Raw genomic sequence first — 12,185 nt, forward strand, 5'->3', positions numbered from 1 at the left:
CTTACCGTTCGTAAACCAATACGGCCACCGACTGCGCGGGCAGGCTATCGCCCGGCTGGAAATTGCCGTTCAGGGTGGCGCCTTCGACAAAGCGCAGCGGTTGGATGAGCTTGGGGGTGAAGGCTTTTGCGCGAGACGAATGGTTGCAGACAACAATCGCCGCGAGTTTGCCCGCCGTGTAGCCTTTGGCCAATACCCCCGAAGCAGGAGGCAGGCAGAAGTCTTGATCCACAAACCGGCCCGTCATCAGCAGGTCGGGCCAGCGATTGCGCAGGGCAATCAGTTTGGCCATGTAGGCGCCATACTTCGGCGCCTGGCGCAGGTCGCCCCGGCAGCGCCAGATCTCGACATCGAACCGCCAGCCGTAGAGGAACCCCCAGTTCATGCGCTTCTCGTGGTCGCGCTCATCCCGGATGCCGCGTGTGCTCAACAGAATCTCCGGAAAGGTGTAGCCGAACACTTCCGGCGCCGCCTCCGGAGTCTGTGCGGCGCCAAAGTCGGCGACATGCACAAAGTCCACGTGCCGGTCGAGGCAGTCGCTGACCTTTTCCGTGCCAAAGGCGCGCCCCGGGTGACCGGCAATCAACGCTTGTCGCATTGCCTTCAGAATCGCGTCCTTTCCCGGGCCTTGGGCCAGGCCCGGTCCCGCATGCGGATGCGACTTATCAAAGCACAGATAAGGCAACCGGCCGCCCATCTGGTCGAAGAACAGGCAATCGGGCCCGAACGATGCCATGTATTCCCCTATCTGGATCAGCTTCTCACGCCACTCAGGCGTGGACTGACACGCGGCGACAAAGTCCCGGGCGCCGAAGTTGCGCAGGTAAGTGCCATCTCCCGCGAACTTGTAGGCTTCGCGATACTCGCTTCCCTGGGCGGTCTTGAGGCAAATGCGCGAGCCGGTCGTTGTGTAATAATCAGATGCGGTGTCAATCAGGTGGCCGTTGGCATACAGTATCACCCGCCCGCCCCGGCGCTGGATCTCGGCAATCGCCTCGCGCAACCCCGCCGCCCCGCCCAGGTCCTCCGCCACTTCGTAGTTCGGATAATCATTGTCCATGCCGGCCTTGAACCAGCCAAAGACCATCAGCGTGGTGATCCCGTAGGGCCGGCCGCCTTCGAACACATCCACCAGGTCCTTGTAGCGCAGGAAGACCTCGCCATACTGGTGCTTCATGATGATGCGCTGCCAGCCGTGCATCTGGTTCACCCACTCGGGTCGGGGCGTCTGGCTCCACCAGCTTGAATCCGCCCACCGCCGGTAGGCGCGCGCGTCGGCGTGCCAGTCTTCATGATGCAGGCGCAGGACCGAGCGTGGCGCGATCCACCTTCCCCGGGCCAGGAATGGATAGCGAACAAACCCCGCGAACAGTCTCCCCGTGTCGCTTTCCCGCGCGAGATTCAAGCCTGTGGTCTGGAAACTCGGGTCCTCCGAAAGCAGGCCCAACCCCTTGCCGCCGCCGTAGAGCCCAAACCAGTCCATCGTCATGGTGCCGCCCGGGTAATGGGAGCAGGCCACAACGCGCTTCTGGTCGGGCGCCATGTAGAGGGTGTGCTGTTCTTCCACATAGGCCGCCGGGTTCTGTATGCGGCGGCCCAGCCCGTGCGGCAGAATAAGCGTGTCGCTTTCCTGGTCCGGCCCCAAGCTGCGGAATGGCCCCACCCAGGGAAACCAGAACTCCTCGATCACAATGTCGGATTGGTTGTTCAACTGCGCCTCGCAGACAACCTCGTTCCCGTCGAGCGTGAAGCGCAGCTCGAATTGTGCTTTGTGTTCCTTGCCGGCATGGCGGAGCGTGGCGTAGCGCGCCACCAGGGTCTTGTCTTCCCGGGTCACACGGGCGGACTGTTCTTCCGGCGCGATGCCGCATTCGCGGCGCTGGCCCACCCCGACCATCATGTCAAACAACCCCCGATCCCCAGCAATGGTTGGCGCTTCGTCGGCAAACCCCAGCTCGAACTTCCGCCCGTCGGGCGAGAGCGAAAAATAGATGCGCTCGTTGGCGATGCGTTCCAGGCCGCTGCTCCGGGCCGTTGCCGCAGGTTGCTCAGCGCCGAACAGGCCGCTCGCGCAGACCATGAAGACGGCAGTGAGACTCGCTGCCGGCTTGCGGACCGGGCGCATTTTCGAGCGGAAGAATCGCAGCAGGTGATTACTCTTCATAGTCAGTTGAGTGCTTCGGCGGACACTGGGCGGTTGATGGCTGTCATTCCAATTCAGGCTCCCGGCCCGCGGTAGTAGTCGCGCTGGAAGGTGAGCAGCACCGCAACCAGCAGTGCCAGGCCTCCCAGCAAATACGCGCCGGACAAAGCGGAGAAACCGTAGCCCAACCCGAGGCCCTCGGCGTACGATTCCCGCAGCCGCCCCAGCAGCCAGGGGGAAATCGAGCCGACCAGGAACGCCAGCATCGTCATGATCCCTACCGCCGAGGCACGATGTCGCGGGGCGATCACCTGGAACAGAGCCGCGTGAGTGTTGGCTTCATAAAGGCCGCGGAACAGGCCGAATCCCGCCATGGCCGCGCAAGCCCCGACCAGCGTCCCCGCCTGCCCCATCAGGAAGATCACCGGCACGGCCAGCAGCATGGTCGCGCCCATCATCTGGGGCCGGAACACCGGGCGCATCACCGCCACGCGATCCGAAAGCCAGCCGCCGATAAGAATACCCAGCAACGCCGCCAGGTGATGATAGAACATCGCGAATCCGCCGGCTTTGGTCAGCGAGAGATGGAACCGCTCCTGCAAGAACACCGGCGCCCAAACCACATAAGCGTTATTGACGAAGACGATCGCGGTAAAACCCGCCGTCAATAGCAGCGCGGTCGGCGAGCGAAACAGCACGCCCAGGGCCTGCCAAACCGAGTCGCGCGGTCCCGCGTCCGTGCAGGCCGCCGGAGCCGGGGCATCGAGCAGGCGCCACATCAATATCAGGCCGAGCACGATGCCGCCGCCGCCAAAGGTGAAGAAGGCCGAGCGCCAGCCCCAGCGTTCCGCGATGAACCCACCCAGAAACCCGCTGACCATCACGCCAATGTAGAGGGAAGATTGATGAATGGACAGCGCGATGGCGCGGGTCCGGGTGTGATATGTGGCCAGCAGCGGATAGGCCGCCGGAGCGTAGAAGGACTCGCCTCCGGCGGTGGCAACGCTGCGGAACGCAATCAGCGCGATCAGCCCGCCCGCCAGCCCGGTACACATCGTGGCCGCGCTCCAAAACAGCAGGCAGCCGATGATGATCTTCTTCCGGTTCCACACGTCCCCCAAGTAACCCGCCACCGGCATCATGATCGCCAGCGTGAAGAACAGCACCGAGCCCACCAACCCAAGCTGGCTGTCCGCCAGGTGCAGGTCGGCCTTGATGGCGGACAGGACGACGCCGAAGATGGCTCGGTCGCCCTGGTGAAAGAAGAAGGCGCAGAACAGCAGCGCCAGCAGCTCCCACTTGTAGCGCGGGCGGCGTCCGGCGCCCCCGGCATGATCAACCCCGCCGCTCACACGTCAACGTCGGCGGGCATGTGCTGCGCCGAACACCCGCCGTCCACCACCAGCCTGGCCCCGGTAATACTCGACGCTTGGTCGGAAGCCAGGAAAAGCACCGCCTGCGCTACCTCCTCCGCGCTGGCTTCCCGGCCCAAAGGCACGTTGGCCCGGCGCCGCCTGGCCTTGGCTGGGGCCAGCACCTCCCAGCGGTCGGTGTGGATGTAGCCCGGCGCCACGGTATTGACCCGGATCCCATAAGGCCCGAGATCCGTCGCCATCGAGAGCGTCAAAGCGTCCACACCGCCTTTGCTCGCCAGGTAGGCAGTACGCTTCCGGATGGCCCGCGTCGAAACGTTCGAGCCGATGTGGACGATCGCCCCGCCGCGCTGCCGTTTCATCATCCGCGCGGCGTGCTGCGAGACGTAGAATGCCCCCGTCAGGTTCACCCGCAGCACCGCCTCAAAGTACCCCAACTCCAGTTCCAGGAAGTCCGGCCCCACGCCCAGGTGCGCCGCGTTGTTGACCAGTACGTCCAACCGCTTGCTCCGCGTGGAGATTTCACGGAACATCGCGTCCACGTCGCTCGGCACCCCCACGTCGCCCGGCAAGCCCCGGACTTTCTTGAAACCGCGCCGGCGCAGCGCGTCCACGGCCTGATCCACCCCTTCCTGAGTTCGGCTGTTGAGATAGACGGTTGCTCCTTCCGCGGCGAAAGCCGCCGCAATGCCCACACCCGTATTCCGGGCCGCCCCCGTCACCAGGACTATCTTCTTGCTGAAGCGCATAGGATGACGCGGCCCAGTCTAGGCCCGCCGGTCATTTGCCGCAATTGCCTTATTTCGTCATTGTTATTGCAATTTTGGACAGGCAGCCTGCCGGTTTATGAAACGGGCACCACTGCCGCGCCGGGCGGTCGCCGTTTGCATTGACACGCGGGACGGTGCCGGGCGCAACCGGCTGCATGGCGTGGCGCAATACCTGCGCCGCCTGGGCTGGCGCATGATGCTGGTGCGGCACGGCGGCGAATCGGCGGCGGCTGAAGTGGCGCGCCTGGCCCCCGGCGGGATCATCGCCTACGTGGCCGACCGCTGGCTGCTCCAGATGGCGCGGAAGCTGGGCGTGCCCCTGGTGGATACCGCCCTCGGGGAGCTGGAGGTCGCCATGACCGTTAGCCTGGATAACCATGCCGTCGGCCGCCTGGCGGCCGAGCATCTGGCCCAGGCGGGGCTCAAGAACTTCGCCTATTGCGGTGTGCGGCAGCGGGCGGCGTCGGAGCAGCGCCGGGCAGGCTTCGCCGCGTGCCTGGAAAACCGTCCGCTGGCGGCCTTCTCCGAACGGGTCAGTGAAGGCGAGTCGCGCCTGGAGCCGCTGATGCGCTGGTTGAAGCAGTTGCCCAAACCGGTGGGGCTGCTGGTCTTTGACGATAAGTTGGGCGAGCGCGTATTGACCGCCTGCCGGTGGGCGCATCTGGCTGTTCCCCATGAAGTGGCGGTCCTGGGCATCGGCAATGATGAGCTCATGTGCGACGTGAGCTGGCCTACCTTGTCCAGCATCAGCCTGCCCACGCCCCGCCTCGGCTTCGAGGCGGCGCGGATGCTGGCAAACGCGATGGTCGGCAAAAAAATCCGGCAGCCGCATCTCAAGGTCCAACCCGCTGGCGTCGTGACGCGCGGCTCCACCGATCTGGTGGCCGTCGAAGACGCGCTGGTGAAATCCGCCGTCCAATTCATCCGCGCCCAGGCCGGCAAGCTCATCGGGGTGGAACAGGTTGCGCAAGCGGTTGCAGTCTCACGGCGCACGCTGGATCGCCGCTTCGCTGGGGTGCTGGGGCGGACCGTGCACGCCGAACTGGCCCGCGTGCGAATGCAAATGGCCCGCAGCTTGTTGGCCGACAGCTCGCGGGGGATTGCGGAGGTGGCTCGCGGATGCGGTTACGGGACCGCCGCCTCGTTCAGCCGCGCCTTCCGTCAACACTCCGGCCGCTGGCCCTCCGAATACCGAGACGACCTGAGGACGCTCTAACGCGCCTCCGATGGGCTGTTGAGCGTTGGTCCAAACGAGCGGGTTCAACGGCGGAGGCGGGCGACAAAGCCGCCACCCGGGCTGAGGGAGATGGCACGGGAGGTTCTGGCTTTAACTTCCACGTTTCTCTCAATGGCGAATTGCGAGCTACCGCCCGGCGCATCGGCGAAGTAGTCGGCCTTGAACGTGCCGCCGCCGAGGAACGAGAAGTCCAGCGTGCAAGTTCGCGCCGTCTCGCCGTTCACCATGCCCACATACCAGTCTTTGCCGCAGCGGCGGGCCAGGATGGCTACCTCGCCGATTTGGCTGCCGGGCAGCACTCGGGTCTCGTCCCAGACCGCCGGCATGGTCCGGATCACATCGACGACCGGGCTGGCTAAGTACAAATCCGGTTTGTCGGCCCAGCAGAGGATGGGCGAGGTGGTCACCACGGCGCAGGCGAGCTGCTGGACGACGGTGGTGCCTTTCTGGCATTTGGCCTGGAAGGTGGTGGGGGTGAAATCACCGTGACCGGCCACGAAACGAGTGAATGGCAGGGTGGCGTAGTGCCCCGGGGGCAAGGTGCTCCACTTGTTGTATTCCAGACCGCGGATGCCTTCGCGGGTCATTTCGTTGGGCCAAGTCCGAGCTTCGCCGGCAGGCTTGTTGGCGCCGTGGAAGTTAACCATTATCTCGTACTTCGCCGCCGTGCGCAGGCAGTCCTCGTAAAAGGCCAGTCGGTCGTGCGACTCGCTATCCATAAAATCAATCTTCGCCCCCTTCACTCCCGCCTCGGCGCAGCGGCGGAAGAAGTCCTCCCGCTTTTCCTGAGTCTCCAGCCCCGGCCACTGGCGTTTTTCTCTCCGGGTCCAGCCGCGCCAGACCCAGATGCCGACGCCTTTGACGGCGGCATAATCGCAAAGCTCTTTCATGCGTTGCCAGGCGGTCTTACCCTCGGCCACCCATTCCTGGTTCGTGTGCTCCCAGCCTTCATCCACGAGGTAGTATTGACAATTCAGGGCGGCCGCCTGGTCGACGAACCACTGTTGCTTGCTCCAGTGCGTGCCGGGATAGTCGTAGGCCCACCATTGCCACAGGCACCGGCCAGGTTTAAGATAATCCGTTCGGATTCCGCGCGGAAACAGCGCGCGGTCCGGAGGCGGGCACAGGGCCGGGACGACATCGCAATTGACTAATCCGTTAAGGTCCGCCGCCACCATCAGGACGCGCCAGGGCGTTCGAATCTCGCCGTTCATCGTCCAGCCCTTCGGGTCATCGCGAAACGAAGAGGTCAGACGCCAGGCGCCGGTCGGTTCGAGAGTCATGCCGCTGTAACCCATCACGTCGGCTTCCGTTATCGCGGCGAAGCCGCCTCCGGGCAACTCCAACGTGACCGGCATTGCGATGCCATTGGTAAACCGTCCCTTGGGGACCTTATTCACCGCCCAGCGCTCGTGAATGCCTTCGTAATTGGCGGTATCGGGATTGCACCAAGCCGCCGTTCCCTTCGGCAGGACCCAAGCGGTGGCCTCACCGGTCACCCGCCGCGCACCGCTGCCGGGCAGGGTAGCGCGCCAGGCCACCGCATTGTCAAAGCAGCGGAATTCAAGTTGCCAGCCGCCGGCACGGTTAAGCACCGCCACTTGCGCTTGTTTACCGCGCAGCTTGATCTCGGACTTGGCCCCGCGCCAATGGAATTTCTCTGTAACGGAGCGGGTTACCACTTTGCCCAGTTCATCCGCCAGGCCATACGTCGCGCCGTCCACCGTCACGCCGAGCGGAGACGGGGGCAGCACCTGCCGGCCGTTGAAATTGACCGACCACGTGAGCCGCCCGGCATCGGCCGCGACTGTGGTTTGGATCTGGCCGTTGGGGCTGTGCACGATAACCTGAGCATGCGCCGACACCACCAGGGTTGCGGCGAGCCAAAGAGCAAAATGATTTCGCATAGGGATTTTGAAGCTGTCCGACGACCATCGTCTCTACCCGAAGTCAAACCCGCGCGCAACTCGAAACGCCTGCTCTTGGCCTTGAATTTCGGCCTGCGCCTCTGATGTGACATTTTGCATCGTGCCTTGTCTCCCCGCGAGGCTTATTGTCCGCTCATGAACCAAAGGCGAATACAGGCCTTGTCACAGCTGCTCCTGCTGCTCATCACTTCACAATCAGGGCTTTGTGCGTCGGTCGCGGGTGAACAACTCACGCGGGTGATGGCCGGGGAACTGCAGCTCACGCTGCTCAGCGGCGCCGGTGGCATTCGGATTGACCGCTTGCTCGACAGGAAGTACGGCCAGGACCTGCTCACCACGAATCCGCTTCCCCTGTTCTCGCTCACACTGCAGCGGGCGGGCTCCACCAATCGCCTTAACCTGAGGGCTGATACCGGCTGGAGCCAATGCAGCATCCAGCCGCACGGTTCGCGCCTCAAAATGCACTGGTCGTTGCCCCTGGAAAAGGGCCTGGCCGGCCTCTCAGTCACAGCTGAAGTCTCACCTGAGATCCGCACCGGCGCCTTCCGCTGGAAGTTGCGCGTGGGTAACACCAGCACCAACTGGAGTGTCCGACGCACTGTGTTCCCGCAAGTCGCCCTGGCCGACCTGGGTACTAACGCGGTGGTGCTTGTCCCGCGCGGCCCGGGCGTTTTGGAGCGCGGCGTCTGGCACCGGCCGTTTGGCTTCGGAGGCACCTACCCCAACGGTTGGTGTTCCATGCAGTTCATGGCTGCCTACCGCGATGGTGACAGGCCGGCGGGGCTATATGTGGCCACCCATGACCCGTGGGGAAGCACCAAGGACCTCTCCGTGAAAAGCGAACCGACCACTCACACCATGAGGTTGAGCTTCGACCACCCGGCGCCCGATCTGGGCCGGGCCGGAAACGACTTCGTACTGCCCGGCGAAGCCGTCTGGCAACTTCTGCGCGGCGACTGGTTCGATGCGGCGATGATCTACAAGCATTGGGCGCAACGCGAGGCGAAGTGGTGGCCGCGACTGGCGCGCGACGGCCGCAAGGACACGCCGCGTTGGATGCGCGATTTGAACGTCTGGGCCATGAACCTTGGCGCGCCGGATGAGTGTGTGCCGGCCATAAAGCAGTTCCGCGACTTTCTCGGTATGCCGTTGGGCTTTCACTGGTATAACTGGCACCAGATTCCCTTCGACAACGACTATCCGCATTACTTTCCCACCCGGGCGGGCTTCGACCAGGGAGTCGCCGACCTGCAATCTGTTGGCGTTTTCGTGATGCCCTACATCAACGGCCGGTTGTGGGATTCACACGATCGTGGCGCCGACGATTTTCAATTCAGCCGGCTCGCCCTCGCGGCTGTTGCGAGGCGGGACGATGGCTCGCCTTATCTCGAAACCTACAACAGCAAGGAAACAAACGGCGAACCGGTGCGCCTGGGTGTGATGTGTCCCGCCACCCCGCTCTGGCAGAATACCGTCAGCAACATCGTCCTGCGGCTGCTGAGCGAGTGCGGGACCAGCGCGGTCTATATTGACCAGGTGGCGGCGGCTTCACCCGTACTCTGCCAGAATCCCGCGCACGGACACCCGCTTGGCGGGGGGCACTGGTGGAACGGGAGTTACTGGAAGATGCTCGGGGCCATCCGCCAGGTCATGCCGCCCGGGGTCGCGCTGACCACCGAGTGCAACGCCGAGCCGTTCATCCGCTGGTTCGACGGTTACCTGACCTGGCATTGGCAGTTCCCGGGACAGGTGCCCGCGTTCCCGGCGATTTACGGCGGCGCCATCCAGATGTTTGGCCGCGCCTATCGCGGCGGCGCCACTAAAGACCTGGCCCTCCGCATGAAGGCCGGACAACAACTGGTCTTCGGCGAACAACTCGGCTGGCTTGACCCCGGCGCGGTGAAAGAGCCCGAGAACGCCCGCTTCTTCCGTGAAATGGCGCGGCTCCGCTCGCAGCTCAGCCGCTACTTCTCCGCCGGCGAAATGGCCCGGCCCCCGCGGCTGCTGGACTCCGTTCCCACCGTGCGCGCCGATTGGCAGTGGTCGGGTGAGTGGTGGGTCACTACTGAAGCCGTCCTGACGGGAGCCTGGAAACTGCCCAGAGAGAAGCGGATGGTGCTGCTCTTCGTCAACGTCGGCGACAAGCCCGTGCCCAATCGAGTGCAATTCGACGCGGCAGCAAACGGCATTCGCGGGCGCATGCTCCGCGCGCAGCGGCGCACCGCTGACGGCCACAAGACCGAGTGGGAGAAGTGGCCGGCTGTTTTTGATCGTGCAGTCACTTTCCCGCCCCGCCAAGCGGAAGCGTGGGAATTAAAGTGGTAGGCCACAGCACGATCCATGGTTCTCTCTGGTTTGAGATAACGCGCGACACGCCAGATTTCCCCATTACCGGCCTTCACCACGCCGGCTATCCTCAGGGTTGGTCGGGCTTCGCGCGCGGCGCTACCGTTAGGTTGGCCCCTGCGGCCTGGCTGGCGCGGACCCGTCGCTGGCTGTTCAGTGACACCATGTCAATAATCAGTCCCGGATGCCGCTTCAGCAGGCCGTCCCAGAAGGCATACAGCCCTTCGATGTAAGGGATTTCCGTGATGCCCTGGCGGTCGGGGGCGTCGGCGGCCTGCCAGTAAGGCAACGGGTCCATGTTGAAATCCTGGCGGTAACAACCGAGTCCGAATTCATCCACTCTCGACGAAAGGAACTCGGTCAGGAACATGCGCGCTTCGGGGCGGCCCAGGTTCCAGAGGAGGTTGTCCTGGCCGGGATCTATGAGCCAATCGCCGTGCCCTTGGTGCCAGGGGGCATTCTTCCTCACCCGCTCCGGCTCAAACCAGAGCATCAATTCGCGGCCCGATTTCCGTAGCGCATCGCTCAGCGGCTTGAAGCCGGCTGGGTAAAGGTCCTGCTTCACCGCCCAATTGCCGACATTGGCCCACCACGCGCTGCCAGGCTGGCCGAGCCGGACGAGGATGTGCTTGGTGGAGTTGAAGGCCAGGCCGTGCGTGTAGGTCTTGTCGCCAAGCTGGAACGGCGTTCCCCGCCACGAGCGCCCGCGAGACAATCCGTCGTTGGTGTCCTCATAGACAACCTTCAGACTGGCGGCTTGGGCGGGCTTGGCGGCGCCCACCATCTGTTCCGCCCAGTGACGGCAGGCAGCAAATTCGCCCGCTGAAGGAGTGACAGCCTGAACGGCCAAGGGCGCGCCCGCAAGCAGGAGCAAACTGACGATTCGAGTTAGAGTTTTCCCTGTGGTTTGTCGGCCGATTTCATCAGCATACTCTTGTCGGTGATGAGCGTCGGCGCGTCATAAACGGGGATGTCCTTGAAGACCACCTTCCCACCATCAACAGCGATTCGATCCGCCGGGATAGCGTAGATGCCGCCGGTGATCAGGTCCACCCAGACCGGCTCGCTGAATGAACCCTTAGTGATCGTAAACGTGGCGGCCACGGTGTCGTTCCGGTCGGAGGGCACGCCGCTCTTGTCCCAGAAGACGAGCATCTGCTGGCCGCTTTGCCTGTGCTTGTAGGCATACCAAGCCGTCGCCTGCTCGCACTGGATTTCGCACGGATAATCCGGCACCCGCTCCAGTGTGTCGTCGAACACGGCGACCACATTTTGCACGGCGTAGTAGGCCAGCTTGACCTTCAGCACCCGGTAGGCCTTATCGGTTTTGACCAGCCCATAGCGGTCCATGTCGCCGAGGCGGTAGCCTTCCCAGCGGTTGTAGTCCAGGTCCGCGATGCAGAAGACCAGCGACTCGACGTCGTGCCCCAGGTCGCCCAGCATGCGCCGGGTCTGCCACTTGGCCTGCGTCAGCTCCGTCCACGGATACTTGCGCAACGCGCCGCCCAGGCAAAACTCCGACTGCGCGCCGGCCTCGCCCTGCCACAGCTTGATCGCCGGCGCGTATTGTTGGATCAGCGCCTTGACCTTCTCGACATTCTCGTAGTGGCCCTCGTCAGGATTGCGGGTGTAACCGTGATACACGAACCATGTGAACAGCGATGCCTTCTCTTGCGCGGTGACCCGTTTCAGCCACCCCTCCGCCCAATCCGGCTTGGGCCCGCACAGCACCGCGCCGGCAATCCGCGCGTCCGGGATCAAGCGCCGGATGATCTCCGCGGTGCGAATATTGAGGTCGGCGGTCATCTCGGGCGTGTGCGCCTTGTTGCCGTCCGGCTCATTCCACATGCCCCAATCGCGCACCTTTCCCTTGTAGCGCGCGGCCATGGTCTCGACCCACTTGTCCCACGCCGCCAACGCCTCTTCGGAATTCGGGAAGCCGCCGGACAGCCCTCGGCCGCCGCCGTCCGGATAGATGGGATTGCCGTAGGAAGTCTCCAGGAGGATTTCCAGGCCCCGGCCGCGGGCGTCCTCGATCACCCGGTCCAGCCAGCGGAAGTCATAGCGTCCTTTCTCGCGCTCGGTCGTGGCCCATCCGCCCTGGAGCCGGATTTTCTTAATGCCGAGCGGAACCAGGTAGTCCTTGTAGGAGTCGTAATTCGCGAAGCCGCGGTCCAGCGTCTCGCAGCCCAGCGACCAGTTCTGCCCGGCGATCTGGCCGACGCTCCGCGGCGTGATGGTGCCGATTCGCTTGAGCCCGGGGTCCAGGGTGGTCTGCACCCGCGTCTCTGACGTGTCAATCACCTGCGCTGAAGCGGCGGTCAGCGCAAACATTGCTGTTACTATCCACGTTCTGCTCTGCTTCATTCTCATTCTCATACGGTGCTC

8 protein-coding genes are annotated in these 12,185 nt (G+C 63.9%); 2 read left to right on the forward strand and 6 right to left on the reverse strand.

Going from position 1 to position 12,185, the window contains the following annotated elements; translation table 11 throughout:
* Position 1: 1 nt before the first annotated feature.
* From P5205_15755 to P5205_15765, 3 genes are read right to left on the reverse strand one after another with little or no spacing between them, the layout of a single operon-like run.
* On the reverse strand, positions 2 to 2,164 hold the full coding sequence (locus P5205_15755) for a DUF6259 domain-containing protein (GenBank protein ID HSA11816.1): 2,163 nt from the start codon (positions 2,162 to 2,164) through the stop codon (positions 2 to 4).
* Between the two features lie 53 nt (positions 2,165 to 2,217).
* Complete coding sequence (locus P5205_15760; protein HSA11817.1) at positions 2,218 to 3,495, reverse strand: MFS transporter; 1,278 nt, start codon at positions 3,493 to 3,495, stop codon at positions 2,218 to 2,220.
* Complete coding sequence (locus tag P5205_15765; protein ID HSA11818.1) at positions 3,492 to 4,265, reverse strand: SDR family oxidoreductase; 774 nt, start codon at positions 4,263 to 4,265, stop codon at positions 3,492 to 3,494. The genes P5205_15760 and P5205_15765 overlap by 4 nt, the downstream gene beginning before the upstream one ends.
* Before the next feature lie 97 nt (positions 4,266 to 4,362).
* On the opposite strand from P5205_15765, the gene P5205_15770 reads away from it, so the two are divergent.
* The gene (locus tag P5205_15770; protein ID HSA11819.1) at positions 4,363 to 5,502 is read left to right on the forward strand and encodes a DNA-binding transcriptional regulator; all 1,140 of its coding nucleotides are present in this window, start codon (positions 4,363 to 4,365) and stop codon (positions 5,500 to 5,502) included.
* Between the two features lie 44 nt (positions 5,503 to 5,546).
* Here P5205_15770 and P5205_15775 read toward each other — a convergent pair whose 3' ends face one another.
* A complete protein-coding gene (locus P5205_15775; protein ID HSA11820.1) occupies positions 5,547 to 7,430 on the reverse strand; it encodes a glycoside hydrolase family 97 catalytic domain-containing protein in 1,884 nt (627 codons plus the stop codon).
* A 180-nt stretch (positions 7,431 to 7,610) separates the two neighbouring features.
* On the opposite strand from P5205_15775, the gene P5205_15780 reads away from it, so the two are divergent.
* Positions 7,611 to 9,776 (forward strand): DUF6259 domain-containing protein, encoded by a 2,166-nt coding sequence (locus tag P5205_15780; protein ID HSA11821.1) that lies wholly within the window; start codon positions 7,611 to 7,613, stop codon positions 9,774 to 9,776.
* Between the two features lie 91 nt (positions 9,777 to 9,867).
* Here P5205_15780 and P5205_15785 read toward each other — a convergent pair whose 3' ends face one another.
* A complete protein-coding gene (locus P5205_15785) occupies positions 9,868 to 10,671 on the reverse strand; it encodes an alpha-galactosidase (protein HSA11822.1) in 804 nt (267 codons plus the stop codon).
* Between the two features lie 14 nt (positions 10,672 to 10,685).
* Positions 10,686 to 12,164 (reverse strand): beta-galactosidase, encoded by a 1,479-nt coding sequence (locus tag P5205_15790; protein HSA11823.1) that lies wholly within the window; start codon positions 12,162 to 12,164, stop codon positions 10,686 to 10,688.
* Between the last annotated feature and the right edge of the window lie 21 nt (positions 12,165 to 12,185).

The sequence above is a fragment of the Candidatus Paceibacterota bacterium genome (assembly GCA_035452965.1).
Classification (GTDB): domain Bacteria; phylum Verrucomicrobiota; class Verrucomicrobiia; order Limisphaerales; family UBA8199; genus UBA8199.